Below are 24078 nucleotides of genomic sequence, written 5' to 3' on the forward strand. Positions count from 1 at the left end.
GTTTATTCGACCAAAGGGCTGGATGGTGTTTTTTTCAGGGCTGGAGGCGCTGGGCCAGTTCGGCGGCCACCTGGGGCCAGGGGGCCTCGAGGCCCACCAGGCGCCAGGGCTTGGGGGGTTCGGATTTTTTCAACAGTTTGCGCAGGGGGTTGGGCAAGGGCAGGTACTCGGGGTCGTGCACATACAACAGCCCCTTGACCTTGCCCAGCCTCGAGAGGTAGCGGTGCATACCGGCGGCCTCGAGGTCGGTGGGCAGCTCGAGGCCCAGCTCGAGGTGGGCCCCTTCCTGGCGCAGCTCCGCGGGGGCTTTGTCGGCCAGGAAGAGGCTCAACCCCTGCTCAGCCAACGCGGCCCGCAGGGCGGCCAGCCACCCGGGGTCATCCAGCAGCATGGGCTGGGCCACCAGGCCAATCAGGTGGGTTCCAGACTGTTTGGGAGGGGTAAAGGTGAAGCCTAGTTGATGTTTGGTGCGTTCCAGAGCCCGCCGGGCCAGCATGGGGTTCTGGGTCAGAAGCTGCCCAATTTTGGCGGCCAGGCCGGCCACCTCCGGTGAACGCTCGGCAGGAACCACCAGGGCGGGGGGCAGGCCCGGTACCAGCCGTTCCAGGGTGGCCTGCAAATCGACCAGCCAGGGTGAAGGGCTGCCCCTGTGGGGTTCAACGCCAAGCTGCACGTCCGGTAGCAACAGATAGTCGACCCCTTGGGTCTTGAGGCTAAAGACCTGACCCAGCACCCGGCGGATGGGCGCGGGAACCGGCAAATTGACCGAGGCCTCCTCAGGCTGGACAACCTCAACCTCCAATGCTTGCAAGTAGGACTCCCAGAAGGGCAGGTAGCGACTGGACAGCCAGCTATTCAAAACACCCACACGCACCCGACTATCCTATCGCACTCTTGGCTATCGCGGGTTGTTTTCTCCGACTGCCCCCCGCACGGCCTCCTTTGTTTCGCTGACCGCTGGTGCGAACTCCATAGCCTGGGACAGGAAATGGGCCAGCGCCTCGAGGCTCTCGAACTGGTAAAGCAGCCCACAGGCTTCGTCCTTGAGCACCGCCCAGGTGCCTCCCTGGTCTTGCCAGAGCTGCAGCAGGAAAGATCGGTTTTTGTACATAACCCCCCAGGCTGGAGGGTAGCAGGATTCACGTTACGAGGCCGTTATGTCTGGAGGAGCTGCCGCACAAAGCTGCGCAGCGCGCGCGCTCCCAAGCGCAGGGAGTCGGGCTCCACCCATTCTTCGGGGGTGTGGGCCCCACCCCCCTGATAAACGCTCAGGGTAATGGCAGGGAGGCCTACCTCCACCCCAGCCGAGGCATCGGTGGAGCCGGCGGTGAACTGGGCCTCGAGGCCGATTTCCATCAGGGCCTGGCGGGCGGCCTCCAGCATGGCGTGGGTGGCGGTCATGCCTGCTGGGCGCTCGCCGAGCACCTCGATCTCCATCCGCAGGTTGAACTTACGGGCCGCTTCCATCAGAATTTCGCGCACCTGGGCCACCATCTGGGCTAGTTCTGCTGCGTCCAGGGCCCGCAGGTCAAGCTCGAAGCCCACTTCCTGAGGAATGGCGTTGATGGCCTCACCCCCCCACAGCCGCCCCACATTCAGGCTGGTGTGGTTGGTGCGCTCGAGGGCGTACATCTGGGCCAGGGCCTGACCCAGGGCCGGCACCGGCGATGGAGCCCCCCGGTCGCCCCAGGCGTGGCCGCCGGGGCCAATAAAGCGGGCCCGCAGCCGGTGGGAACCCGCCGAGCGGCTCACGATACCGGGTAAATACCCATCGACCGCCACCACCTGCTGCGGCTGTAGTTGCTTAACCAGGCGCCGGGCCCCCCGCAGGTTGCCCAACCCTTCCTCGCCCACGCTGAAGGCCACCGTACAGCCCAGGTTCACCAGCTCAGGGGCCAGGGCCAGCAAGACCGCGACCCCCGACGAGTTGTCGCCAACCGCCGGGCCATACCAGCGGTTTTGCTCACGCCGCAAGGGGGTAGGGGGCAGCACGGTGTCGATGTGGGCTATTAGCAAGGTGGGGCCATGGCCGGCCCAGACATTGCCCAGTTCATCGGTCTGGGGACGCAACCCCTGGGCTTGTAATTGCTGGGCGACCCAGGCTGCCCGGGCGGCATCACCGCTAATTTCGGCGATTTCCGCCAGCAGCAGGACGGGGTCGCGGGTGGTTTCGGTGGCAAAGTCGCTCATTCAAACCTGATCATACCGGCCCGGGGCCCTACTCGTCGCTCTTTTCTGCCAGCCCCTCGCGCAGGGCGTAGAGGGCCGCCTGGGTGCGGTTGTTGAGGTGGAGTTTCTGGAAGATGTCCGAAAGCCGGTTGCGCACGGTTTTTTCCGAGAGCGATAGCTCAGCGGCGATCTCGAGGTTGGTGTAGCCCTGGGCCACCAGGCGTAAAATCTGCACCTCGCGTTCGGAAAGCTCGGCGTGGGCCTTGGGGGTGGTTTCCTGCTTGGCCTTGAAGTCCTGGATGATCTGCTCGGCCATCTCGGCATCCAGCAAGACCTCGCCCTGGTACACCCGGCGGATGGCTTCTAGCAGCTCCTTGGCGTCGGCGTCCTTGAGCATGTAGCCCCGCGCCCCGGCCTTCACCGCCTCGAAGACATAGCCGTCCTGGCAGTACATGGTGAGCATGATCACCTTGGCCTGGGGCCATTCTTTCAGGATTTCCTGGGTGGCCTGCACGCCGTCGAGGTTGGGCATCTGGATATCCATCAGGATGATATCGGGGTGGGCCTCGAGGGCGTGACGCAGGGCCTCGCGCCCGTCCTTGGCCTCGCCCATAACCTTAAAGTCGGGCTCGGCTTCCAGCAGGCTTTTGAGCCCCTGGCGAAAAAGGGCGTGATCGTCGGCGAGCAAGATGCGAATCATTACCAGGTATTGTACATGGCGGCGCGGTGTAGTCTGGAGAAATGAACGGATGGCTTTTACTCATGATTGCGATTGTCTCTGAGGTGATTGGCTCCACCGCGCTCAAGGCTTCCCAGGGCTTTAGCAAACTGCTGCCTTCGCTGGTGGTGGTGCTGGGTTATGGCCTGGCCTTTTATTTTCTGAGCCTCTCCCTCAAAACCATCCCGCTCAATATCGCCTATGCGGTCTGGTCAGGGCTGGGTACGGCCCTGATTGCGCTGCTGGGCTGGTGGGTGCTTAAGGAGCCTATGAACGGTGCTATTGCCCTGGGCATCCTTCTTATTATTGCAGGGGTGGTGGTGTTGAACCTGGCCTCGAGGTTGCACCTCTGAGATGACTCTGGGTGCCGAAGGATTTTGTTGGCAGAAGTAGTAGCGTAGAGGAATGCAGGAGTCTTTGTGGCATTTGCTGGCCGCCACCCTGATTGGTTTTGCGGTGGGCCTCGAGCGCGAGCGCGCTAAAGTTGAGCGCCAGGGGTCGACCGTTGGGGGGGTGCGCACCTTTACCCTGCTGGGTCTGCTGGGTGGGGTGGGTGCCCTGGGGCCAGAGCCATGGCTGTCGGTGGCAGGGCTGCTGGGAGTAGCCGGCCTGGCGGTGTACACACTGAAAAACAGCCGCGATGCCACCAGCCAGGTGGCGGCCCTGCTGGTGTATGTGCTGGGGGTGCTTTGTGGCTTGGGGATCGTGCTGCCCGCACTGTTTGCCGGGGCTTTGCTATTGGGCTTTCTGGCCTTTCACGACGAGCTGCACGCCTTCGCGGGTGGAATAGAGCGAAGCGAGGTGGAAGCGGCGGTGTTGCTGGCCCTGCTCCTGGGGGTGGTCTATCCTTTGCTGCCCGACGTCAACTATGGCCCCTATGGGGTATGGAACCCCCGCGAAATCTGGCAGGTGGTCTTGCTGGTGGCGGGGGTTAACTTTGTGGGGTATCTGGCTCTGCGCTTGCTGGGCTCGAAGGGCTTGTGGGCAGCGGCCATACTGGGGGGGCTGGTTTCATCCACCGCCGTCACCCTCTCGATGGTGACCCAAAGCCGGGCCAACCCCAGCAAAAACCTGCTCTGGGCCAGTGGGGCGGTGCTGGCCTCCCAGATGATGCTGGGGCGGTTGCTGGTTTGGAGCGCTACAGCCCCGGCTCTTTTGCAGTTGCTTTGGCTCCCGGTGCTTGTGTGGCTGCTGTGGGGGGTGCTGGTGGCGGCCTGGCTGGCCCGGCGCGATTCCGGTACCTCCGAAAATGTGCCGGTACAAAATCCATTGCAGCTCCAGAGCGCGCTGATGTTTGCTGGTGTGTATGCCCTGGTCAAACTGCTGGCCAGGGCGGGCCTCGAGGTCTTTGGCAGCGCCGGGGTGTTTGTGGTGAGCGCTTTTTCGGGGGTGGCCGATGTGGACGCCATCTCGCTCTCGCTGGCCCGGCTGGCCGCCAATGAACAATTGCTGCTGCCGGTTGCTTCCGTTGCAATCCTGATCGCCGCTTTGAGCAATACCGTCTTCAAAACCGCCCTGGCTTTTGGCGCCAAGGGACTGGGCTTTTATGTGGCCCTTGGCCTGGTACCGGGGGGTGTGCTGGCCTTGCTTGTTTTGCTGATGTTTTGACCCGGGCTACCTTCCGAACCTGCGCTCCCGCTTCTGGTAGTCGCGCACCGCCCGCAGAAAGTCCACCTTGCGGAAGGCGGGCCAGAAGGCATCGAAGAAGTAGTACTCGCTGTAGGCGGCCTGCCACAGCAAAAAGCCCGAAAGCCGTATCTCGCCCGAGGTGCGGATGATAAAGTCGGGGTCGGGCACGCCGGCGGTGTAGAGCCGCTCGGAGATGTGCTTCAAGTCCAGCTCGGCGGCTAGTTCTTCCGGCGACTTGCCGGTCTGGGCGGCTTCCAACAGCAGGCTCTTGACGGCATCTACGATTTCTTCCCGTCCGCCATAGCCCATGGCGATGTTCAGGAGCATGCCGTTGTGGTGCTCGGTGGCTTTTTCCAGCTCTTCCAGGGCCTCGAGCACCTTGGGGGGGAAGCGGTCGTGCCGCCCGATGACCTTGACCCGCACCTCGTTGGCGTGGATGCGGGGGTCGTGGGCCATGCGCTTGGCTTCCTGCACAAAGAGCTGCATGAGGGTCTCGACCTCGGTCTGGCTGCGGTTGAAATTGTCGGTGGAGAAGACCCAGATGGTCACGGTGGGAATCCTGAGCTCGAGGCACCACTCGAGCACCTCATAGGCTTTCTGCACTCCAAACTCGTGACCCTGGTGACTGTCTAGGCCCAGCTCCCTGGCGAAGCGGCGGTTGCCGTCCAGAATCAGACCCAGGTGCTTGGGGGTGTGGCCTTTTTTTACCTCGGCCTCGATGCGCTTTTCGTACCACCAGTACAGCGGCTTGAGCGCAGCGCTGAATAGCTCGAGCAATTGTTTTCGCAAAGGACGTTTCGGAATGCGCACAGGAGAAGTCAGGGCCATGAACCACCTCAACTCGTCTATCTTAGCTAGAAGACTCGCTTGTTCGATGTGCAAATGATTGCAACATCCTAAACCACGGTTCGCCAGAGGTCGGTTGGGAAAGGTTGGGGCTGTTTCCGCGCAGCAGAAGGGATTTTGTTGCCAAACGGCCCTACCATGGGTGTAGGCCTTTGCAAGAGCTAAGCCCAGAGCCGGAAAGGAGTTTTTGTGAAAAAGAGCCCACCTGAGTTTGTATACCGCGACTGGTGCATCCACGACCCTGTAAGCTGGCCCCTTTCTCGCCTGCGCAAGCTGGGCCTAGACCCCGCCGACGACCCCGAGCTCTACTACTGGAACGGCTGGCTGTGGGTGCGGGCGTACCCCTCGGGCCAGTTCCGCGCCCTGACCCCGGTGGACGAGAGCGAGTTGGACAAGGACGTGCGGGAGCGGCTCCAGCGCTGGCGTGAGTACGGGATGCTGCCCCTCGACGAGAATGACCCTGAGCAGGTGGAGTGGGCCAAGGCCGAGTGGAGAAAGCGGGTATGGGCGGCCCCCAACCCCTGGTGATGAGGTGAAACCATGGCTGGATTTCGACCGATTCGATACGCCCCCGACGGGACGCCCCTGGCTGAAATCCAGTGGCGAGACAAAGGTGACTACACGGTTATCTCTGGCGATCTGGACGAGGATGGGAGGTACGACGCCGCCTCTACCCCCTGCCCGCCTTTGTGGATGGCTATGTGAATGTGATGAACGCCTACAACGGGGGGCCCTATTGGGGCTGGCCGGAGGGATATTGAGTCTTTGTACATAGGAGGTAGCGATGGCAAAGAAGCGCGAATGGATTGAGGACGGTGTTGATTTTACCCGCCTGGCTAAGGTGCCCGAGGGGGAGGGCCGCGAGATGGTCACCAGCGAGGGCTATGAGAGCCTCGAGCTCTACGCCAGCATGTTCATGCTGGACGATGAGGAAGTGGAAACCCTCAAGGCGGTTATCAAGGCCAAGCGGAAGGGAGAGCTGTAACGGAGACAGGCGGAATATAAGGAACCGCCAGCAGTCTGGAGCCTGAGAAACCAGCAGCGATACTTGATACCTTCCCCACAGCGGAAAAAAGCCCCCCTACCATCTGAAGTATGAGAGACGAGATTGGCTCCATCGAATTCCCCTTTTCGGCTTTTAGCATCAACCGCCGCATCGCCACGATGGGGTTGCACCCTTACGAGGGCCGCCACCCGGACGTGACTGAGCGAACCTTGAGTGTCGGAGACCTGCCCCCCGACAGGTACACCTTCGAGGCACCCTTCCGCGTCCCCGACCCCAGCCCCAGGGCGGGGGGCGGCTGGGTGGCGGTGATGGCGACCGAGACCCACGGCTCGCCCTTCGGCGGCCCGGCGGCCAACATGGGCATCGGCCCCCTGCAAATCCTCTGGGTAAGCGGCAGGGGTGAGTGGGGCTTCTCGGCGCACTGGACTGGCGACTCCAAGACGAGCCTCTACGCTATGTATTCGAGCCTGGCGAAGCTGCGGGCGCACATCCGCCCGGTGCGGGACATCCCCGGCTTTCGGATGCCCAAAGAGCCCCTGTTTAGCAACCTGCTAAAGGCCAACGAAGAGGAGGGCTGGCCCCTGGCCCGTGGGGAGGTAGAGGTGCGCAACGACGCCATGCAGTTCTGGACGGAAGAGGGAGGTGCCCCTGCCCTGGTGATATAGTTATCCAGCCCCCCGACTGCTCGCCTGAGGCTTGTGGACGGGGGGTTTTCTTCTCAAACTGTGCATCTCCGGCCCGATGGAGGGCTATCCCGACTACAACTTTCCCGCATTCATGGAGGCGGAGGCCAGGCCGAAAACTCGAGCCGATACATGAACCTTGCTTCTTGAGTCGCTGAATCGAGAATTTTGTTTGGGTCAAAACGTGGGGTCAAACGCAAACCCGAGGGTGCAAGCCCTCGGGTTTTTGCGTCCTGAACTGGTGCCAAGGGGCGGAATCGAACCGCCGACACTGCGATTTTCAGTCGCATGCTCTACCGACTGAGCTACCTTGGCGTGGTTTACGCCGAGCACAGGTTTTGCTTGCGCTCGGCGTAAATTTGGCGCTCCGGACGGGACTTGAACCCGCGATCTCCCACGTGACAGGCGGGTATGTTAACCAACTACACCACCGGAGCAGGTTGTGGCACTGCGTCGGAGTCGTCCGAACAGGCACATAGGATAATAGCGGTTGGCCTGTTGGGTGTCAAGCATGCTGACCTGGAAAGAAGTACTCGCCAAGCACCAAACCCGGCGGGGGATAGGTTCACGCAGCCTCCTGGTGGATCGGGGCGAGTCCGGCTACAAAAACCGCTTCCTGCCCGACGGCTCCATCCTGTACCCAGGCGAGGGGCTCTCGGGAAACCAGCAGCCAACAGGGGGGAACCGGACTCTGCTTCGGGCCCTGGCTGCCCAGTCTCCTATGCGGGTGTACCTTCGTGAGCGAACCAACTGCTGGCGTGATTGTGGCTGGTTTCTTGTAGAAAGCGTGGAGTATCGGTGGGAAGAGTCCGAGCGCCGCTATGTGTACTGGTTCCGGTTGGTTCCGTTGACGGCTGCGACCTGAGCCAGAAAAGCCCGGAGCTTGTGGGGGTCTTTGAGCCGGGGGGCGGCCTCCACCCCGCTGCTCACGTCCACAGCGTAGGGGGCTAACTCCAGGGCCGCGGGCAGATTCTCGGGCGTTAGGCCTCCGGCGATAATCAGCCGGGGGTGTTGCTGAAGGGGCGCGATCCAGTCCAGCGGGTAGCCCTGTCCGCTGCCGGGGCGTGCCCCGTCCACCATGAGGGCATCGGCGGGGTAGCTGAGCCAGTCGGGTTGGGCCGGGCCTTTCAGCTTAAAGGCCTTGATGACCGGGTAGAACTGGCGGATGTGCTCGGCCCACTCGGGCGGTTCGTGGCCGTGGAGCTGGGCCACCTGGAGCTGGGCCGTCTCCATCTGCTCTAACACCTCTTCGGGAGGTGTGTCCACAAAGACCCCGACCCGAACGATAAAAGGCCCCAGGGCCCTGCTGATGGGCCGAATTTGCGCGGGCTCGAGGTAGCGCGGGGTTCCGGGGGCCAGAATAAAGCCCAGGGCCCAGGCCCCAAGCTGTTCGGCCAGCAGAGCGTCCTCTAGCCGGGTAATCCCACAAATCTTGGCACGCACCATGGGTTTTAGTGTCTCATACTTTACCTTTGTCTCAATCACATGAGGGGCTCAATGTAACGGTGAAGTAACGGTAGATGTGCAATAAAGCTGTTGTGCAATGTAACTGTTGGGTATAGCCGCGCTCAGGAGGAGGGCCGATGAGGGTATCGCGTGTGTGGATGCTGCTGGTGGTTGCTCTGTTGGTGGCTTGTGGGGATGGGGGCCCTGCCTCCGGTAGCATCTCGGGCCTGGTGGGCTTTATTTCGGGGGGTGGTCAGACCGGGGCCATCCAGGTCTCGCAAAGGCCCTTTGCCCAAACCAGTGAAACCGATTTTGTGCCCGGAGAGGTGATTGTCAAGTTTCGGCCGGGGGTGAGCCTGCAAACGGTTGGGCGCCTCCAGGTGGCCGGGGTGGAGCTACAGCGGGTAGAAGACCTGGACACCCAGGGCATGGCGCTCTTCCGGGGTGTTGCCGGCAAACCTCAGACCCTCGAGGTCGTCCAGGCCCTGTCCCGCCGCGCCGATGTGCTCTACGCCCAGCCCAACTACATCCGCCAGGCTTTCAAAACCCCCAACGATTCTTTTTATAACCTTCAGTGGCATTATCCGGCCATCAACCTGCCTGCCGCCTGGGATATCGAAGATGGGGTTGATCCTACCGTGGTGGTAGCGGTCATAGACTCGGGCATCGTGGGAGCCCACCCCGATATCCCCAAACCCATCCTGGGGTACGACTTCATCTCCAACCCGCAAATTGCCAACGATGGCGATGGGCGGGACAACAACCCCGAGGATACCGGCAACGTAGCACGCGATGTACCTGAAGAGGCCCTGACCGGCTATCACGGCACCCACGTGGCCGGAACGGTTGCGGCGGCCACCAACAATAATCTGGGTGTGGCGGGGGTTAGTTGGGGGGCCCGCCTGCTGCACATCCGTGCCCTGGGCGTGGGTGGGGGCAGCGATGCCGACATTATCGCGGCCCTTCGCTGGGCAGTGGGGCTCTCGGTTTCGGGCGTGCCTGCCAACCCCAATCCGGCGGCGGTGGTCAATATGAGCCTGGGGGGCCGGGGTACTTGTACACCGGCCTGGCAGGATACCATCAACCAGGCCGCCGCCCAGCCCCAGCGGCCCATCATTGTGGTGGCGGCTGGCAACAGCGCCGAAAATGCCTCCGGTTTCACCCCGGCCAGCTGCAGCGGGGTCGTTACCGTGGGGGCTACCGAGACCCGGGGTTTTCGCTCCTACTACTCCAACTATGGCCCACGCATAGACGTTATGGCGCCGGGTGGGGATACATCCACTGACCGTAACGCAGACGGCTACGTAGATGGGGTGCTAAGCCCGCTCAAGGACGATACGAAAACAGGGGACAACCAATTCGTCTATGGTTTCTACCAGGGTACCTCCATGGCCAGTCCGCATGTGGCGGGCCTGGTAGCCCTGATGAAAGCGCGCCGCCCCGACCTGACCTATTCGGAGGCGCTGGACATTCTCAAGAGCACGGCGGTGCCGCTGAGCGGGGCCAGTTGCACGGGCCGCCCATCGGATCAGATCGCCCCCAGCTTCCCCACCCTGACCAGCAGCGACTGTGGTGCGGGCCTGGTTAATGCGCAAGCCGCCGTCAATGCTGTAGGCAACGTGACGCCGAGCTTCACCCTGGTGCTGAGCCCCACCTCGGCCACCCTGAGCCCCACCTCGGGCAGCAGCGTGGATATAAGCGTCAGCATCGCACGCATTGCGGGTTTCACCAATGCCGTCAGCCTGACCCTGAGCGGCGCTCCGAGTGGGGTGAGCGGGCAATTCACCCCCAGCAGTGTCACCGGCAACAGCAGCACCCTGCGTCTACAGGTGAGCGGTAGCCCGACCCCTGGAACCTACAACCTTACCATCAACGGCAGTGGCGGCAGCATCAACCGCTCGGTGGGGCTTGCCCTGAGGGTAGGCACGGCTGCGCCCCCGCCCACCGTGCAGGGTACGGCGGTCTTTGCCCTGTATATTGCAGGCAACGACATTGACCTCGAGAAATCGGCGATTGTGAGTATCAGCCAGACAGGCCTGAGTGCACCCTATCAGTTCAACAACCTGGCGGGTGGCGATTATGTTGTGATTGCCTGGAAAGACCTGGATGGTGACGACGACATTACGCCGGGGGATTACCTTGGAGGCTATACCAATGCCGATGGCGATCTGCTCCTGGTACGCCCCACCGCCAACAACATCAACGTACCCCTGTCGGTGGTGCAGGGTACGCAGAACCTACGGCTGCCCGGCCTGGAGGGGGTTTCCCTGCTGCCCAGTCTGCGACAGCTTTACCGGCGCTAGGGCCAAAACCACGCTTCGCCTCCCCCGATGGGGGAGGTTTTGGTTCAAACCTCTCCGGCCTCCCACATCTGCTGAAAGCTTTTCGGGCTGGGTTTGAGACCGGCCCGGCCTTCGGTCCAGGCCTTTATCACCGGCAGGATGCTGTTGTCCAGGGCTTTTTCGGGTAGCAGGCGCAGGGCCTTGCTGGCCAAGCGGTACATCCATGGCTGGGTCATGGCCAGGGCAAAGCCTTTGATGGCGGCGGCCTCGAGCCTCGGTGTCAGACCCTCTGCCACCGCGCGGTTGCGCCAGGTGAGCAGCAGCTTGGGGATGGGGATGCGCACCGGGCAGGCCTGAAAGCAGGCCCCGCACAGCGAGGAGGCGTAGGGGAGGGGTTTGGTTTCCTCCAGGCCTACGAGCCCCGGCGACAGAATGGCCCCGATGGGGCCGCTGTACACGTAGCCGTAGGCGTGCCCGCCGGTCTGGCGGTAGACCGGGCAGGCGTTCAGGCAGGCCGCGCAGCGCACGCAGCGCAGGGTTTCCCAGGCCTCGAGGTCGGCCAGCACGCTGCTGCGCCCATTGTCCACAAACACCACGTGCACCTCTTCGGGGCCGTCGGGCTCATCGGGTTGGCGTGGCCCCTGGATGAGCGAGACGAAGGTTCCCAGCCGTTGCCCGGTGGCGGCGCGGGCGGTGAGCTGCAAGAAAATCGCAAGGTCGGAGAAGCGGGGCAGGAGTTTCTCGAGGCCCACCAAAGCCACGTGGATGCGCGGGGCCGAGGTGGAAAGCCTTATGTTGCCCTCGTTTTCGATCAGGGCCAGGGTGCCGGTCTCGGCCACCACAAAGTTGGCCCCGGAGATGCCCATATCGGCTTTTAGAAAGCCCTCGCGCAGCAGGCTGCGGGCCACGGCGGCCAGTTGCTCGGGGCTGGCCTCGGGAGGGGTCTGGAAGCGCTGATGGAAGAGCTGGCGAATCTGGGCGAGGTTCAGGTGGATGGCCGGCCCCACGATGTGCGAGGGCGGCTGGTTGAGGAGCTGGATGATGTACTCGCCGAGGTCGGTCTCGAGCACCTCGAGGCCCATCCCTTCCAGCATGGGGTTGATGCCCAGCTCCTCCGAGACCATGGTCTTGGCCTTGACCACCTTGCGCACCCCACCCTTGTGGGCGATCTCGGCCACGATGCGCCGGGCGTCGTCGGCGTCCTCGGCCCAGTGCACCTGCACCCCGTTTTGCGTGAGCCGGGCCTCGGCCTGGAGCAGGTATCTGTCCAGGTGCATCAGCAGGTGGTTCTTGACCCCTTCGGCCCAGTGCCGCCAGGCTTCGGCCTCCACCTCGGCGTAGGCCTGCCGCCGCTTGCTGTCGAAGTTGAGGGTGGCCCCCGTCACCGACTCGCGCACCTGGGGCTCTTCGCGCAGGACTCGAGCCGCTTCCTGGGGGTACCGGTTGGCGGCTAGCTTCATCCCACCGCCTCCCACAAGACCGAGGCCAGCGGGCGCACGGGCAGGTTAAGGTTCTGGTTCTGCACGCGCCCCATCAGGTGCAGCATACAGCCGGCATCGGTGCTGGTGAGCATATCCACCTGTCCGTTGGGCAGGGTGGAGAGCTTGCGGTCGGCCATGCCTAAGGCCACCTCGGGCAGCTTGACCGAGAACAGCCCGCCAAAGCCGCAGCACTCCTCGGCGGCGGCCCAGTCCACGATCTCGGCCCCGGCGTTGCGCAAAAGCGTCAGGGGCTCTTGTTTGAGGCCCAGCTCGCGCAGGGCGTGGCAGCCGTGGTGGTAGGCAATGCGTCTGCCCGTCAGGCCCGAGCCCAGGCGGCTAATGCCCAGCACCTTGACGATGAACTCGGAGAGCTCAAAGGTCTTCTGGCTCAAAGCCAGGGCCCGGGCGAACCTTTTGGGCTGGTCGCGGTAGAGCTCGGGGTAGAAGGTTCGCAGCATGGTGGTGCAGGAGCCGGAAGGCAGCACCACGTACTCGGCGCCCTCGAGCACCTCCAGCGTATGATCGGCCACCTGGCGGGCCTCGGCCCAGTAGCCCGCGTTGTAGGCGGGCTGGCCGCAGCAGGTCTGGCCCTGGGGGAAGTGAACCGTGCAGCCCAGGTGGCGCAAAAGCCGCACCGCCGCCACCCCTGCCTCGGCGAAAAACTGGTCGGTCAGACAGGTGACGAAAAGGGCCACTTGCATGATGCTGTAGATTATAGCCGGGGGAGGAGAGCTATGCGACGCAAGATCACCCTAACCACCTCGAGCCAGCTCGAGGGCTACCAGATTACCGAGTACCTGGACGTGGTGTTTGGCGAGGCCATTGTGGGGGCCAACATCTTCCGCGACCTCCTGGCCTCGGTGCGGGACATCGTGGGGGGCCGCAGCGGGGCCTACGAGGCCGAGCTGCGCAAGGCCCGCGAGATTGCTCTGGAGGAGCTCGAGCAGGCCGCCATCGCCCGCGGGGCCGACGCGGTGATTGGCATAGACGTAGACTACGAGACCGTCGGCCAGGGCAACATGCTGATGGTCACGGCCTCCGGAACCGCGGTAAAAGCCAGCCGCAAGTACTGAGCAGCGGTGTTTTCATGGCCGGTCTGGGTGGCTCGAGCCAGCCGGGCCGTAGGTGAACCTGCGCCACAACCATTCCAGCGGCCCCTGTCCGAAGCGCTCGAGCCACCACCGGCTCAGGGCCACCTGCAACATCACAAAACCCACCGCGATGAGCGGGAACCAGATGGGGCTCACCTGCCCGTAGAGCCCCAGCCCGTAGCCGTAGAACAGCAGGCTCATGGCGAGCGATTGCAGCAGGTAGTTGCTGAGGGGCATCCGGCCTGCGTAGCGCAGGGGGTGTAGCAGGCCGAGCCGGGGCCAGAACAGGCGAAACAGGGCCATATAAACCAGTGCAAAGGCCAGCCCGCCTAGCCCGCGCAGGGGCTGAAGATCGGGGTGCTGGGCGTTGTACCAGTTAACCGGAATGCCCACCAGCAGCCCCAGCGCCACCACCCGCCAGAGGGTGGCCGGCCCGATGCGCTGCCAGCACGGGGCCAGGTAGCTGCCCAGTAAAAACAAGCCCACCAGCTCGGCCCCGAACAGGAGCGAGCCCAGCACCGTGCTACCCAGCCAGGTCTCAAGCCGGGCCATACTGACCGCCCAGAAGCTTCCGCTGGCAAATACCTCGGCGCTGCCCGGAACGGGCGCCATATCGCGCAAAAAGAACACGAAGAGGCCATACAGGACATACCCCGCCAGCAAGAACTTGGTGATGTCCAGAAGCCGGTGTGCCTGGCCCAGGTAGCGCAGGCTGAAAAGACCCAGGAGGGCATAGGTGCCCAGGATGTCGCCCTCGAACAGCAAGAGGCCGTGCAGGGCCCCCACCCCCAGGAGCCACCCCAGGCGGCGACGCAGCAGCGCACGGGCCTCCAGGCCTGCCGAGACGAAACGCCGGTACTGCAAGGCCAGGCCCAGCCCAAACAAAATGGCAAAGATGGTATAGAACTTGCCGCTGAAGAAAAAGGCCAGAATCTCACGGCCCAGGGTGTAGTGCGCTGGGTTTCCATGCTGAGCGGCATACAGGCCAACCCCGGCGAAGTGCTCGAGGTTGACCGCCAGGATGCCCACCAGGGCCAGCCCGCGCAGGGCGTCCAGGAAAACATCCCGCTGGTTTGGGGCAAGGGGTTGCATGGGGGGATTCTACGGGAAGGCGTACAATTGGGGTGTATGCAAACACCTCCACAGTTGGCCCCCTTTTTGCGCGGCGAGATAGAAGGTGTGCACTGGCTGGTATCGGTCTGGCTGCGAAACCTGGAAGAAGTTGAGGAGACCATCCAAAAATGGGCCACGGGCCTCACCCCGGAGGGCTTCTGGTGGGTACCGGCCCCCCAGGCCAACCCCATTGGGGGCCTGGTGCGCCACATCGGTGGATCGTCTTACCGCCTGCTACTACGGGGCACGGGCCAGGAGATCCCTGAGGCCCTGCGCATCCGGCCTGCCGAGGAGATGGCCCCCAGCGGGCGGGCCCCGGAGGAGGTGCTGGCCGAGTTCGCTCAGAACTTTAAGCAAGTGCGGGAAGGTTTGCAGGCCCTGCGGGACGAAGACCTCATGCGCACCGTTCAGGTGGGCCCTCATCCGGTCAAAGCGGTGTACGTGCTCGACCACATTGCGGCCCATGCCCAGCACCACGCCGGCCAGGTAATTACCACCCGCAAGCTGTGGGAGGCTAAAAACCGGTAGGCAGGGCTGGGGCTGGGTTCGCCCAAGCGGATAGTTCTTGCTACATACATTGACAGATTTAGATTTATCAATGTATAGTGAACCCATGACCCCGGTTTCCCTGCACCCCGAGACGGATTCACGCGAAGCCCAGCTAGAGGCTGCTGCCGAGGTCTTCAAGGCCCTCTCCGACCCGGCCCGGCTCAGGATTCTGGCCCACCTGGCCAAGAATCCCCAGGGCGCATGCTGTGGCCCCGAGCCGGGGGTGTGCGCCTGCGACCTCGAGGCCGTCACTGGGCTTTCCCAGCCCACCGTCTCGCACCACATGAAGTGCCTGGTCGCGGCCCGGCTGGTCAGGGGCCAGAAGCGGGGCAGGTGGATGTACTACCAGATCGACCCCCAGGGCTTCGCCTTGGTGAAGGAATTTTTGCCCGCCATCGGCGGCTAGAAAAGGAGAAACCCATGACCACACAGGAACTGTTGAACGCCCTGGCTATGCACCCGGACAGGCCCCTGGTCTTCGAGGCCGACGGCCAGAGGTTAGCCCCCGGCTACCACGTCACCGAGGTGATGAACGTGACCTACGAGAGCATGGACTGCGGCGGGCGGGCCAGCTTCTGGCGCGAGACGGTGGTGCAGCTCATGGGGCCGGGCCCTGTCGACCCCCCCGAGTTCATGACCGTGCAGAAGTTCCTCGGCATCTACCGCCGGGTGGCGGCCTCGGTGCCGGTGCGGGGCGAGGCCGAGATCCGCTTCGAGTACGGCGATGCTGTGCAGCCTGCCGTGCGCTACCACGTGGGAAAGGTGGGCTTGCAGGGCGAGTATCTGGTGGTGCGCCTGACCCCGCCCGGCGTGACCTGCAAGGCCTGCGACCGGGCTTCGGACTGTTGCGGGCCAAAGGCGCTCGAGCTGGAGGCGGCCCAAAAGTAGTGCGCGGCTTTTTGTGATGCGCTATCTGGGCAATACCCTGGAGGAACCATGATTACTTACTGCACCGCGACCTCGAGTGACCTACCCGAAGTGCGGGCCCTGCTGGCCGCTGCTGGCCTGCCGCAAGCCGGCCTGGAAGATCACATCCTGAACTTTATGCTGGCCCTCGAGGGCGACAAGGTGGTGGGCTGCGCGGGCCTCGAGGCCCACCAGGGCAGCGGCCTTTTGCGCTCGCTGGTGGTGGCCGAGGAATACCGCGGGATGGGAATTGGGGCCAAGCTCACCGAGGGTATGCTGGATCTGGCCCGCTACAAAAACCTCACCTCGCTCTCGCTCCTCACCGAGACCGCCGCGGATTTTTTCAGCCGCTTCGGTTTTGCCGTGGTTCCACGCGCCGAGCTACCCGCTGCCTTGCTGGCTTCCCAGGAACTCCAGGGGGCCTGCCCCGATACCGCCATCGCCATGACCCTCTCGCTGACACCCCCATCCGAAGACTAGGGCCCGCGCTTAAGTTTCATGCCGACGGTCAAACTGTAGCCTTTGGTGGTGCGGTAGGCGCAACGCATGGCCCGTTTCTTACCGTCTCCCAACGGTTTTTATGGCTGGCGCATCGCCTGGGCCCTGGCCCTGACCCAGACCATTGGTTTTGGGGTGCTGCACTACGCCTTTGGGGTGTTCGTAAAGCCCATGGAGGCCGAGCTGGGCTGGAGCCGGGCCGAGACCTCGGCGGCCTTTTCGCTGGCTTTGCTGGTCTCGGGGCTGGCCGCCTTTCCGGTAGGGCGCTGGTTCGACCGGCACGGGGCTCGAGGCCTCATGACCGCGGGCTCCATCTGGGGCGCTTTGCTGGTCTGGGGCTGGGCCCAGGTGCAAAACCTCACGGTGTTTTACCTGCTCTGGGCGGGCCTGGGCCTGGCCATGGCCATGGTGCTCTACGAGGTGGCTTTCGCGGTGCTGGCGGTCTGGTTCCGCCGCTACCGCCCCCGGGCCATGCTGGTCGTCACCCTGATGGCCGGGCTGGCCAGCACCATCTTCGTGCCGCTTAGCACCTGGCTGGCGCAGGCCGTGGGCTGGCGCGGGGCGCTGGAGGTACTGGCCCTCATCTTTGCCCTGGGCACCATCCCCCTGCACGCCCTGGTTCTGCGACGCCGCCCGGAGGACATTGGGCAGCGACCTGACGGTGAGCTTTTTGCGGGCAGCTCGAGCCGCCCCTTGCCAGAACCCAGCGTGAGCGTTAAGGAGGCCCTGCGCGGGTCTACGTTCTGGTGGCTCTCGCTGGGATTTTCCCTTTCCCGAGCCACCAGCATCGCCCTCACCGCCCACATGGTGCCCCTGCTCCTCGAGAAGGGCTACAGCCCGGCCCTGGCCGCCACCGCCGCCGGGATGGTCGGGGTGATGCAGTTGGCCGGTCGGATCGCCTATACCCCTTTTAGCCAAAAGGTCTCGCCCTTTTACCTCAGTGCGGCTTTTATGGGCTGCTACACCCTGGGCCTGCTGGGCTTGCTGGGATTGTCTGGGGGTACTGGGCTCTGGGCCTTTGTGCTTTTTTTTGGGCTGGCCAACGGTTCGATATCCCTGGCCAAACCGGCCCTGATTGCCGAGACCTACGGAGCCCAACACTACGGCAGCATCAACGGCAGCATGACCTCCATCATCGCAGTTGCCCAGACCATCGCCCCCTTTGCAGCCGGCGCGCTGCACCAACTCACCGGCGGCTACAACGCCGTGCTATGGGTGTTTGCAATGCTGGCCGCGGCCTCGGCCCTGGCCATCGCGCTGGCCCAGCCCAAAACCACCCAGGGCCTGACTGGATGACGGCTGGCTGACACAGCCCTGACTTTGAGACAATAGTGTTCAACTGTGCGTATTCTGGTGCTCTGTACCCACAACTCGGCCCGCAGCCAGATGGCCGAAGGGTGGCTGCGCTACTGGGCCAGCCGCCTGGGCTTCCCCGGCGAGGTCTGGTCGGCGGGCACCGAGCAGACCTTTGTGAAGCCCGAGGCCATCGCGGTAATGCAGGAGGTGGGCATCGACCTGGGCGGGCATACCTCCAAAACCCTCTTCGATCTGCCCGACCCCTGGAACTTTGACCTGGTGCTTACCGTCTGCGATGCGGCTGCCGAAAACTGCCCGGCCTACCCGGCCAAAACCCACCGGCTGCACGTGTCCTTCCCCGACCCTTCGGGTAAAGGTTTGGAGGAATGGCGCAGGGTGCGCGATGCCCTGGGCCGGATGTCCGAGCACCTGATCCGAAGCCTCCAGCAAGGCCAAATCCCCACCGAGGCCGACTTGCTCGAGGCCGCCGGGCTTACGCGGGCAACCTGAAGGAGGTAGAGATGAAACGCAAGCCCTCGGTGCTGTTTTTGTGCAGCCACAACTCGGCCCGCAGCCAGATGGCTGAGGCCCTGCTGCGCCACTATGCGGGGGCGCATCTGGACGTGTATAGCGCCGGGTTGCACCCCAGCGAGATCCACCCCTTCACCCGCCAGGTGCTCGCGGAGATGGGCCTGGATATGGAAGGCCAGTACGCCAAAAGCCTGATGGAGTACTGGGGTGGTAAGTACAACTTCACCTACCTGATTGTGGTTTGCGACCGGGCCGAACAGGAATGCCCGCTCTTCCCCTTCAGCACCTACCGGCTCTACTGGCCCTTCGAAGACCCCAGCGCCGCCCAGGGGCCCGACGAAATTAGGCTCGAGCGCTTCCGCGCCGTGCGCGATCAGATCGCCGCTAAAATTCGCGGCTGGTTGCGGGAACTCGAGCAGCAGAATATCCTGCCCCGCACCACCTCCACTCACTGACCCCTCTTATCTTTTGAGCGTGAACGGGCCGCCCTCTGCTTGGGCGGGCAGGGCACGTCCCCGTAGCTGCAAAACACACAGCAGTCCCCCGGCTTGGGTCGCATCCAGTGGCCGCACTGCTCGCACTGGTAAAAGCGCTGGCAGGCCTCTTCCGGCATGGTGAGCAGCGCAGCGTGGCCGCAGGAGGGGCAGCGGAGGGTGGCGCTCAGAATCGGCACATGTGTATTGTAGATCGCCGCTGCTATAGGCTGGGTCTGCCATAATACATGGGTGCTTCTACCTCGAGCAGCCCTCACCCTGGCCGCTTTCATGAGCCTGGCCCTGGCCCAGCCGGGTTCGGTTTTTTTATCGGGCGCAAGGCACGAGTACCAACGCTACAACAACTGCGGCCCGGCCACGCTGGGCATGGCCCTGAGCTACTGGGGGGGGTCGCTTACACAGTACCAGATTGCCCCGGTGCTCAAGCCCAATAAGAACGACAAAAACGTAAGCCCCGAGGAGATGGTCGCCTTCGCCCGCAAGCAGGGGTTTGGCGTGCACGCGGGGGTAGCCGGCGATCTGGGCCTGCTTAAACGCCTCCTGGCCGGGGGCTTTCCGGTGATTATCGAGACCTGGTTTGTGACCCCCGACCACGGCGGGATGGGCCACTACCGCCTGCTGGTGGGCTACAACGACCGCCTGGGCCACTTCAACGCCTTCGATAGCTACTACGGCCCCAAGGTAACGCTGCGCTATGGCGAGATGGACGCTTTGTGGCAGGTGTTCAACCGCACCTATCTGGTGGTCTATCCCCCCAGCCGCAAGGCGCAGCTTGCCACCTTGCTGGGGAGCCGGATGAACGGGCCGACCGAACTGCGGCTGGCCCTCGAGCTGGCCCGGCGCGAAACCCAGGCCAGCCCCCACAACGCCTTCGCCTGGTTCAACCTGGGCAGCACCCTGCTACGGCTTGGCAATGCCGAGGAGGCGGCCAGGGCCTACGACCGCTCGCGGCAGATTGCGCCGAACCGCACCCTCGACCCCCGCCGCCCGGCCAACGCGGTGAGCCACTGGCCCTGGCGGATGCTCTGGTACCAGTTTGGCCCCTACGAGGCCTACTTCAAAACCGGGCGCTACCAGGAGGTGATCACCCTGGCCAACGACGTGCTGGGCCGTATTAACGACCACGAGGAGAGCTATTACTGGCGCGGTCTGGCCCGCAAAGCCCTGGGCAACCTGGAAGGGGCCAGGGCCGATTTTCAGGCCGCGCTGCGCTACAAACCCGGCTACCTCGAGGCCGCAACGGCTTTGCAGAACCTGCGGGCACAAGGCAACCGCTAGGCTACCTCGAGTAGTTCGGTGCTTCCTTGGTAATAATCACCCCGTGCGGGTGGCTTTCGATCAGGCCGGCGTTGGAGATGCGGGTAAAACGGGTCTGGGTGCGGAAGGTCTCGAGGTCGGGCGCGCCGCAGTAGCCCATCGAGGCCCGCAGGCCCCCCACCACCTGGTAGAGCACGTCGCCCACCGGCCCCTTGTAGGGCACCATGCCCTCGATGCCCTCGGGTACGAGTTTTTTGGCCTCGAGCTGCTTGGCGCTGCTGCCGGACTCCTGGAAGTAGCGGTCGGCGGAGCCCTGGCGCATGGCCCCCAGGCTGCCCATGCCCCGGTAGAGCTTGTAGCGGCGGCCATCCTTGAGCACCTCTTCGCCGGGGGCCTCCTGGGTGCCGGCCAGCATGGAGCCGAGCATCACGCTGTGGGCCCCGGCGGCCAGGGCCTTGGCTACGTCGCCGGAGTATTTGATGCCGCCGTCGGCAATCACCGGCACGTCCAGGCCCTCGAGGCCCGCCACCGCTTCCATAATGGCGGTAATCTGCGGCACCCCCACGCCCGTGACCACCCGCGTGGTGCAGATGGAGCCCGGCCCAATCCCCACCTTGACCGCGTCGGCCCCAGCCTCGGCCAGGGCGCGTGCGCCCTCGGCGGTGGCTACGTTACCGGCGATAATCTGCACGGCCTCGCCAAAAGTATGTTTGAGCTGCTTAAGGGCCTCCAGAATACCCCGGCTGTGGCCGTGGGCGCTGTCCAGCACCAGCACATCCACGCCGGCTTCCACCAGGGCTCGAGCCCTGGCTTCCAGATCCTTCGAGACCCCCACCGCCGCCCCCACCAGCAGGCGGCCCTGGGCATCCTTGGCCGCGAAGGGGAACTTCTGGCGCTTGGTCAGGTCTTTGAGGGTCAGGAGGCCCCTGAGCCGCCCTTCGTGATCCACCAGGGGTAGTTTTTCGATCTTGTGCTGACGCAATAGCTGCTCGGCCTCCTCCAGGATGGTGCCGGGCGGCGCGGTCACCAGGCGTTCCACCGGGGTCATCACCTCGGCAACCAGCCGCCCCATGTCCCGCTCGAAGCGCAGGTCGCGGTTGGTGACCAGGCCCAGCAGCTTGCCGTAAAAATCCACCACCGGCAGCCCCCCGATCTTGAACTCGCGCATCAGGCGCTCGGCGTCTTCCAGGGTGGCGTTGGGGGCCAGGGTGACCGGGTCTTGAATCATGCCGGCCTCGCTGCGCTTGACCTTGCGCACCATGGCGGCCTGCTCGTCGGGGCTCAGGTTTTTGTGAATGATCCCCAGGCCGCCCTCGCGGGCCATGGCGATGGCCATCTCGGCCTCGGTGACGGTGTCCATGGCAGCCGAGATGATGGGGATGTTGAGCCAGAGCTTGCGGGTCAGGCGGGTGCGGGTGTCCACATCGCGGGGCAGCACCTCCGAGTAAGCCGGGATGAGCAGCACGTCGTCGAAGGTGAGGCCTTCTTGTTGGATTTTTTCGGTTCTGGGGCGGGGTTTGCTAGGGGTCTCGAGCATATTCCTAGCAGTATAGCAGCCCTGGATAAAACCAAAAATACACCCCGTGAGCAGGGCTGATCCCTGCTCGGTGCGGGGGGACGGTTACCTCGAGCCCACCACTTCCTTCCTGGGGCTCTCGCCCAGGGCGTTCTCGCCGGTCAGTTCGCGGCCCAGAATCAGGGTGTGGATGTCGTGGGTGCCCTCGTAGGTGTCCACGGTCTCGAGGTTCAGCATGTGACGGATGCTGTGGTACTCCAGGGTAATCCCGCTGCCACCCAGAATTTCACGGGCTGCCCTGGCGCCGTTGAGCGCGGCCCGCACGTTGTCGCGCTTGCCCAGGCTCACCTGCGCGGGCTTGAGGGTTCCGGCGTCCTTGAGCTGGGCCAGGCGCCAGGCCAGCAAAAGGCCCTTGGTGTGGTCGGCGGCCATGCGCACCAGCTTTTCCTGCACCAGCTGGCGGCTGGCGATGGGGGCCCCAAAGGTGCTGCGGCTCCTGGCGAACTCGAGCGCCTCGGTGTACACCGCCTCCAGCGCCCCCAGCGCCCCCCAGGCAATGCCGAAGCGGGCCTGCGTAAGGCAGGAAAGCGGCCCCTTGAGGCCCTTCACCCCCGGCAGCATGGCGCTGGCCGGCACGCGCACGTCCTCCAGCACCAGCTCGCTGGTAACCGAGGCCCTTAGCGAGGCTTTGTGTTGAATCTTGTTGGCCCTGAAGCCCTTGGTATCGGTGGGCACGATAAAGCCGCGCACCACGCCCTCGTCGTCCTTGGCCCAGATGATGGCGATGTGGGCCAGGTTGCCGTTGGTAATCCACATCTTGGAGCCGTTCAGCACGTAATCGCCGCCGTCGCGCCGGGCACGGGTTTTCATGTTGGCGTCGGGGTCGCTGCCGCCGTCGGCTTCGGTCAGGCCAAAGCAGCCCACGTACTCGCCGGTGGCCAGCTTGGGCAGGTATTCGCGCTTCTGCTCCTCGGAGCCATAGGCCCAGATGGGGTACATCACCAGGCTGCTCTGCACGCTGCAAAAGCTGCGCAGGCCGGAGTCGATGCGCTCGAGCTCGTAGCCGATCACCCCATAGGCGGCGCTGCTGGCCCCCATCCCGCCGTACTCGGTGGGGATGGTAGTGCCCAGAAAGCCCATCTCGCCGAACTTTCGGATCAGGTGCACCGGAAACTCGGCGCTCTCCCACCACTCGGCAATGTGGGGCAACGCCTCGGCCTCGAGGAACTTTCGGGCGGCTTTTTGAATCTCGCGCTCTTCGGGGGTGAGCAGCTCGGCTACCTGGTAAAAGTCGAACATATGGAGACCTCGAGGGCCAATTCTACCGCAACCATAGCGTGGTATTGTGGGGTGTCTTGATGAAATCCCCAGATTCGCCTGCATCGAGGGAATTGCATGATCAAGTACATCGGCTCAAAACGGGCTTTGCTTCCCTGGATTACCGGAACCATCCAGTCCATTCACCACCAAGTGCCCATCCGTACGGTGGTGGATCTGTTTTCGGGTAGTGCTCGAGTGGGGCACGCGCTCAAAGCCAAAGGGTTTTATGTCATCAGCAACGATCTCATGACCTATGCGTACATTCTGGCCCAGGCGCTGGTCGAGGCCGACGCGCGCACCTACAGCCAGGAGCGCGTTCAGCCCATCCTGGACAGGCTGCAATCCCTGCCCCCCCGCCAGGGCTGGTTTACCCAGGACTACTGCGAGAAGGCCCGCTATTTTCAGCCCAAAAACGGCGCGCGCATCGAGGCCATCCGCGAGGGGCTCGAGACCGAGGCCGGGGGCGACCCCCTGCTGCGGGCCATCCTGCTCACCAGCCTGATGCTGGCCGCCGACCGGGTAGACTCCACCACCGGCATACAGATGGCCTACCTGAAGCGATGGGCCCCCCGCGCCCACAACGACCTGCACCTGGACTACCCCCCCTTGCTAAACGGCCCCGGCCAGGCCCTGCAGGGTGATGCGCTCGAGGTGGCCGCCCACCTGGAAGCCGACCTCTTCTACCTCGACCCCCCCTACAACCAGCACTCCTACCTGGGCAACTACCACGTGTGGGAGACCCTGGTGCGCTGGGACAAACCCCAGACCTACGGCGTAGCCAACAAGCGCAAAGACGTACAGGAACGCAAAAGCCCCTTCAATTCCAAGCGCGAGGCCAGGGAAGCCATGCAAACCCTGCTGGGGCGCATCCAGGCCCAGCATCTGGTGGTCTCGTTCAACAACGAGGGGTTCTTTGCCGCCGAGGAAATTGAGGAGATGCTCCGCCACTGGGGCTTTGTGCGCCGCCTCACCCGCCCTCACGCCCGCTATGTGGGGGCCCGCATCGGTATCTACAACCCCCGGGGCGAAAAGGTGGGTCGGGTCTCGCACACCGAAAACCACGAGTACCTGTTTGTGGCGACCCACAGCCGGAGGGTGTACAACGCCCTATCCGACCACACCGAGGCCCTTCAGCTATCGCTTTTCTGAAGGGTGCTGCTTATTTGGGCCCCCTCGATCTTGTCATACGCATTTCGGTGGTATCGTTTACTTTGACAAGCCTAAACGATACTACCGAAATGCTTTTC

At 63.8% G+C, this 24078-nt stretch carries 30 protein-coding genes and 2 tRNA genes; 18 read left to right on the forward strand and 14 right to left on the reverse strand.

All coding sequences use genetic code 11. From position 1 onward, the window contains the following. Positions 1-34: 34 nt before the first annotated feature. From MRUB_RS04070 to MRUB_RS04085, 4 genes are read right to left on the reverse strand one after another with little or no spacing between them, the layout of a single operon-like run. Positions 35-874 (reverse strand): hypothetical protein, encoded by an 840-nt coding sequence (locus MRUB_RS04070; protein ID WP_013013087.1) that lies wholly within the window; start codon positions 872-874, stop codon positions 35-37. 24 nt (positions 875-898) lie between these two features. Next, on the reverse strand, positions 899-1111 hold the full coding sequence (locus tag MRUB_RS04075) for a hypothetical protein (RefSeq protein ID WP_013013088.1): 213 nt from the start codon (positions 1109-1111) through the stop codon (positions 899-901). Between the two features lie 44 nt (positions 1112-1155). Then, entirely contained in the window at positions 1156-2190 is a 1035-nt protein-coding gene (locus MRUB_RS04080) for a M20/M25/M40 family metallo-hydrolase (protein ID WP_013013089.1), read from the reverse strand. A gap of 28 nt (positions 2191-2218) precedes the next feature. Then, on the reverse strand, positions 2219-2869 hold the full coding sequence (locus tag MRUB_RS04085; RefSeq protein ID WP_013013090.1) for a response regulator: 651 nt from the start codon (positions 2867-2869) through the stop codon (positions 2219-2221). A gap of 41 nt (positions 2870-2910) precedes the next feature. On the opposite strand from MRUB_RS04085, the gene MRUB_RS04090 reads away from it, so the two are divergent. Both MRUB_RS04090 and MRUB_RS04095 read left to right on the forward strand, forming a co-directional pair. Continuing rightward, complete coding sequence (locus MRUB_RS04090; protein ID WP_013013091.1) at positions 2911-3240, forward strand: DMT family transporter; 330 nt, start codon at positions 2911-2913, stop codon at positions 3238-3240. Positions 3241-3292: 52 nt separating this feature from the next. Further along, positions 3293-4495: an MgtC/SapB family protein gene (locus tag MRUB_RS04095; protein WP_013013092.1), complete on the forward strand. Its 1203-nt coding sequence runs from the start codon at positions 3293-3295 to the stop codon at positions 4493-4495. A 6-nt stretch (positions 4496-4501) separates the two neighbouring features. Here the strand turns inward: MRUB_RS04095 and MRUB_RS04100 are convergent, their stop codons facing one another. Further along, positions 4502-5344: an isoprenyl transferase gene (locus MRUB_RS04100; RefSeq protein WP_013013093.1), complete on the reverse strand. Its 843-nt coding sequence runs from the start codon at positions 5342-5344 to the stop codon at positions 4502-4504. Positions 5345-5551: 207 nt separating this feature from the next. Here MRUB_RS04100 and MRUB_RS04105 point away from each other — a divergent pair, with 207 nt between their 5' ends. From MRUB_RS04105 to MRUB_RS04115, 4 genes are all read left to right on the forward strand, one after another. Continuing rightward, a complete protein-coding gene (locus MRUB_RS04105) occupies positions 5552-5890 on the forward strand; it encodes a hypothetical protein (protein ID WP_013013094.1) in 339 nt (112 codons plus the stop codon). Positions 5891-5902: 12 nt separating this feature from the next. Next, positions 5903-6067 (forward strand): SH3 domain-containing protein, encoded by a 165-nt coding sequence (locus MRUB_RS15910; protein WP_013013095.1) that lies wholly within the window; start codon positions 5903-5905, stop codon positions 6065-6067. Between the two features lie 79 nt (positions 6068-6146). Then, the gene (locus tag MRUB_RS04110) at positions 6147-6347 is read left to right on the forward strand and encodes a hypothetical protein (RefSeq protein WP_013013096.1); all 201 of its coding nucleotides are present in this window, start codon (positions 6147-6149) and stop codon (positions 6345-6347) included. A gap of 110 nt (positions 6348-6457) precedes the next feature. Beyond that, complete coding sequence (locus tag MRUB_RS04115; protein WP_013013097.1) at positions 6458-7033, forward strand: hypothetical protein; 576 nt, start codon at positions 6458-6460, stop codon at positions 7031-7033. Between the two features lie 257 nt (positions 7034-7290). Here the strand turns inward: MRUB_RS04115 and MRUB_RS04120 are convergent. Together MRUB_RS04120 and MRUB_RS04125 are read right to left on the reverse strand one after the other, a co-directional pair. Beyond that, positions 7291-7366: transfer RNA gene (locus MRUB_RS04120), tRNA-Phe, on the reverse strand. Positions 7367-7411: 45 nt separating this feature from the next. Beyond that, positions 7412-7488 (reverse strand) — tRNA-Asp (locus MRUB_RS04125). A 74-nt stretch (positions 7489-7562) separates the two neighbouring features. Between MRUB_RS04125 and MRUB_RS16075 the strand changes: the two genes are divergently transcribed. Beyond that, positions 7563-7916: an SRA domain-containing endonuclease gene (locus MRUB_RS16075; protein ID WP_013013098.1), complete on the forward strand. Its 354-nt coding sequence runs from the start codon at positions 7563-7565 to the stop codon at positions 7914-7916. On the opposite strand, the gene MRUB_RS04130 is transcribed toward MRUB_RS16075, so the two are convergent. Further along, positions 7871-8497 (reverse strand): phosphoribosylanthranilate isomerase, encoded by a 627-nt coding sequence (locus MRUB_RS04130; RefSeq protein ID WP_013013099.1) that lies wholly within the window; start codon positions 8495-8497, stop codon positions 7871-7873. The genes MRUB_RS16075 and MRUB_RS04130 overlap by 46 nt on opposite strands. Positions 8498-8634: 137 nt before the next feature. On the opposite strand from MRUB_RS04130, the gene MRUB_RS04135 reads away from it, so the two are divergent. Then, complete coding sequence (locus MRUB_RS04135; protein WP_013013100.1) at positions 8635-10800, forward strand: S8 family serine peptidase; 2166 nt, start codon at positions 8635-8637, stop codon at positions 10798-10800. Positions 10801-10844: 44 nt separating this feature from the next. On the opposite strand, the gene MRUB_RS04140 is transcribed toward MRUB_RS04135, so the two are convergent. Then, positions 10845-12239, reverse strand: a complete 1395-nt coding sequence (locus MRUB_RS04140) for a LutB/LldF family L-lactate oxidation iron-sulfur protein (RefSeq protein ID WP_013013101.1) — start codon at positions 12237-12239, stop codon at positions 10845-10847. Continuing rightward, positions 12236-12961, reverse strand: a complete 726-nt coding sequence (locus tag MRUB_RS04145) for a (Fe-S)-binding protein (protein WP_013013102.1) — start codon at positions 12959-12961, stop codon at positions 12236-12238. The genes MRUB_RS04140 and MRUB_RS04145 overlap by 4 nt, the downstream gene beginning before the upstream one ends. 33 nt (positions 12962-12994) lie before the next feature. Here MRUB_RS04145 and MRUB_RS04150 point away from each other — a divergent pair, with 33 nt between their 5' ends. Then, the gene (locus MRUB_RS04150; RefSeq protein WP_013013103.1) at positions 12995-13333 is read left to right on the forward strand and encodes a heavy metal-binding domain-containing protein; all 339 of its coding nucleotides are present in this window, start codon (positions 12995-12997) and stop codon (positions 13331-13333) included. Positions 13334-13345: 12 nt separating this feature from the next. Here the strand turns inward: MRUB_RS04150 and MRUB_RS04155 are convergent, their stop codons facing one another. Next, entirely contained in the window at positions 13346-14443 is a 1098-nt protein-coding gene (locus MRUB_RS04155; RefSeq protein WP_013013104.1) for a DUF418 domain-containing protein, read from the reverse strand. Between the two features lie 36 nt (positions 14444-14479). Here MRUB_RS04155 and MRUB_RS04160 point away from each other — a divergent pair, with 36 nt between their 5' ends. The 7 genes from MRUB_RS04160 (at position 14480) to MRUB_RS04190 (ending at position 18699) form a co-directional block, all read left to right on the forward strand. After that, positions 14480-14992, forward strand: a complete 513-nt coding sequence (locus tag MRUB_RS04160; RefSeq protein ID WP_013013105.1) for a DinB family protein — start codon at positions 14480-14482, stop codon at positions 14990-14992. An 85-nt stretch (positions 14993-15077) separates the two neighbouring features. Beyond that, positions 15078-15419, forward strand: coding sequence for an ArsR/SmtB family transcription factor (locus MRUB_RS04165; RefSeq protein ID WP_015586437.1), 342 nt, complete (start codon positions 15078-15080; stop codon positions 15417-15419). 14 nt (positions 15420-15433) lie between these two features. Further along, positions 15434-15901 (forward strand): DUF6428 family protein, encoded by a 468-nt coding sequence (locus tag MRUB_RS04170; protein ID WP_013013107.1) that lies wholly within the window; start codon positions 15434-15436, stop codon positions 15899-15901. A 48-nt stretch (positions 15902-15949) separates the two neighbouring features. Then, positions 15950-16399 (forward strand): arsenic resistance N-acetyltransferase ArsN2, encoded by a 450-nt coding sequence (gene arsN2 / locus MRUB_RS04175; RefSeq protein WP_013013108.1) that lies wholly within the window; start codon positions 15950-15952, stop codon positions 16397-16399. 66 nt (positions 16400-16465) lie between these two features. Continuing rightward, complete coding sequence (locus tag MRUB_RS04180) at positions 16466-17713, forward strand: MFS transporter (RefSeq protein WP_013013109.1); 1248 nt, start codon at positions 16466-16468, stop codon at positions 17711-17713. A 45-nt stretch (positions 17714-17758) separates the two neighbouring features. Then, entirely contained in the window at positions 17759-18223 is a 465-nt protein-coding gene (locus MRUB_RS04185) for an arsenate reductase ArsC (protein WP_013013110.1), read from the forward strand. 11 nt (positions 18224-18234) lie between these two features. After that, positions 18235-18699, forward strand: a complete 465-nt coding sequence (locus tag MRUB_RS04190) for an arsenate reductase ArsC (RefSeq protein ID WP_013013111.1) — start codon at positions 18235-18237, stop codon at positions 18697-18699. On the opposite strand, the gene MRUB_RS15525 is transcribed toward MRUB_RS04190, so the two are convergent. After that, a complete protein-coding gene (locus MRUB_RS15525) occupies positions 18693-18917 on the reverse strand; it encodes a GDCCVxC domain-containing (seleno)protein (RefSeq protein WP_015586438.1) in 225 nt (74 codons plus the stop codon). The genes MRUB_RS04190 and MRUB_RS15525 overlap by 7 nt on opposite strands. 52 nt (positions 18918-18969) lie before the next feature. Between MRUB_RS15525 and MRUB_RS04195 the strand changes: the two genes are divergently transcribed. Further along, positions 18970-20016 (forward strand): C39 family peptidase, encoded by a 1047-nt coding sequence (locus tag MRUB_RS04195; protein ID WP_015586439.1) that lies wholly within the window; start codon positions 18970-18972, stop codon positions 20014-20016. Between the two features lies 1 nt (position 20017). On the opposite strand, the gene guaB is transcribed toward MRUB_RS04195, so the two are convergent. Together guaB and MRUB_RS04205 are read right to left on the reverse strand one after the other, a co-directional pair. Then, entirely contained in the window at positions 20018-21532 is a 1515-nt protein-coding gene (gene guaB, locus MRUB_RS04200) for an IMP dehydrogenase (protein WP_013013113.1), read from the reverse strand. Between the two features lie 84 nt (positions 21533-21616). Further along, on the reverse strand, positions 21617-22810 hold the full coding sequence (locus MRUB_RS04205; RefSeq protein ID WP_013013114.1) for an acyl-CoA dehydrogenase family protein: 1194 nt from the start codon (positions 22808-22810) through the stop codon (positions 21617-21619). 96 nt (positions 22811-22906) lie between these two features. On the opposite strand from MRUB_RS04205, the gene MRUB_RS04210 reads away from it, so the two are divergent. Beyond that, positions 22907-23980: a DNA adenine methylase gene (locus MRUB_RS04210; protein WP_013013115.1), complete on the forward strand. Its 1074-nt coding sequence runs from the start codon at positions 22907-22909 to the stop codon at positions 23978-23980. Positions 23981-24078 lie beyond the last annotated feature (98 nt).

Source organism: Meiothermus ruber DSM 1279 (assembly GCF_000024425.1).
Classification (GTDB): Bacteria; Deinococcota; Deinococci; order Deinococcales; family Thermaceae; genus Meiothermus; species Meiothermus ruber.

Bases quoted from the DNA above. Each gene is read 5' to 3' on its own strand.
- MRUB_RS04210 (WP_013013115.1), top strand. From the start codon at position 22,907: ATGATCAAGTACATCGGCTCAAAACGGGCTTTGCTTCCCTGGATTACC.
- MRUB_RS04110 (WP_013013096.1), top strand. From the start codon at position 6,147: ATGGCAAAGAAGCGCGAATGGATTGAGGACGGTGTTGATTTTACCCGC.
- MRUB_RS04085 (WP_013013090.1), bottom strand. From the start codon at position 2,869: ATGATTCGCATCTTGCTCGCCGACGATCACGCCCTTTTTCGCCAGGGG.
- MRUB_RS04205 (WP_013013114.1), bottom strand. From the start codon at position 22,810: ATGTTCGACTTTTACCAGGTAGCCGAGCTGCTCACCCCCGAAGAGCGC.
- MRUB_RS04160 (WP_013013105.1), top strand. From the start codon at position 14,480: ATGCAAACACCTCCACAGTTGGCCCCCTTTTTGCGCGGCGAGATAGAA.
- MRUB_RS04170 (WP_013013107.1), top strand. From the start codon at position 15,434: ATGACCACACAGGAACTGTTGAACGCCCTGGCTATGCACCCGGACAGG.
- MRUB_RS04095 (WP_013013092.1), top strand. From the start codon at position 3,293: ATGCAGGAGTCTTTGTGGCATTTGCTGGCCGCCACCCTGATTGGTTTT.
- MRUB_RS04135 (WP_013013100.1), top strand. From the start codon at position 8,635: ATGAGGGTATCGCGTGTGTGGATGCTGCTGGTGGTTGCTCTGTTGGTG.
- MRUB_RS04080 (WP_013013089.1), bottom strand. From the start codon at position 2,190: ATGAGCGACTTTGCCACCGAAACCACCCGCGACCCCGTCCTGCTGCTG.
- MRUB_RS16075 (WP_013013098.1), top strand. From the start codon at position 7,563: ATGCTGACCTGGAAAGAAGTACTCGCCAAGCACCAAACCCGGCGGGGG.
- MRUB_RS04100 (WP_013013093.1), bottom strand. From the start codon at position 5,344: ATGGCCCTGACTTCTCCTGTGCGCATTCCGAAACGTCCTTTGCGAAAA.
- MRUB_RS04155 (WP_013013104.1), bottom strand. From the start codon at position 14,443: ATGCAACCCCTTGCCCCAAACCAGCGGGATGTTTTCCTGGACGCCCTG.
- MRUB_RS04190 (WP_013013111.1), top strand. From the start codon at position 18,235: ATGAAACGCAAGCCCTCGGTGCTGTTTTTGTGCAGCCACAACTCGGCC.
- MRUB_RS15910 (WP_013013095.1), top strand. From the start codon at position 5,903: ATGGCTGGATTTCGACCGATTCGATACGCCCCCGACGGGACGCCCCTG.
- MRUB_RS04180 (WP_013013109.1), top strand. From the start codon at position 16,466: ATGGCCCGTTTCTTACCGTCTCCCAACGGTTTTTATGGCTGGCGCATC.
- MRUB_RS04140 (WP_013013101.1), bottom strand. From the start codon at position 12,239: ATGAAGCTAGCCGCCAACCGGTACCCCCAGGAAGCGGCTCGAGTCCTG.
- MRUB_RS04165 (WP_015586437.1), top strand. From the start codon at position 15,078: ATGACCCCGGTTTCCCTGCACCCCGAGACGGATTCACGCGAAGCCCAG.
- MRUB_RS04130 (WP_013013099.1), bottom strand. From the start codon at position 8,497: ATGGTGCGTGCCAAGATTTGTGGGATTACCCGGCTAGAGGACGCTCTG.
- MRUB_RS04090 (WP_013013091.1), top strand. From the start codon at position 2,911: ATGAACGGATGGCTTTTACTCATGATTGCGATTGTCTCTGAGGTGATT.
- MRUB_RS04075 (WP_013013088.1), bottom strand. From the start codon at position 1,111: ATGTACAAAAACCGATCTTTCCTGCTGCAGCTCTGGCAAGACCAGGGA.
- MRUB_RS04115 (WP_013013097.1), top strand. From the start codon at position 6,458: ATGAGAGACGAGATTGGCTCCATCGAATTCCCCTTTTCGGCTTTTAGC.
- MRUB_RS04145 (WP_013013102.1), bottom strand. From the start codon at position 12,961: ATGCAAGTGGCCCTTTTCGTCACCTGTCTGACCGACCAGTTTTTCGCC.
- arsN2 (WP_013013108.1), top strand. From the start codon at position 15,950: ATGATTACTTACTGCACCGCGACCTCGAGTGACCTACCCGAAGTGCGG.
- MRUB_RS04150 (WP_013013103.1), top strand. From the start codon at position 12,995: ATGCGACGCAAGATCACCCTAACCACCTCGAGCCAGCTCGAGGGCTAC.
- guaB (WP_013013113.1), bottom strand. From the start codon at position 21,532: ATGCTCGAGACCCCTAGCAAACCCCGCCCCAGAACCGAAAAAATCCAA.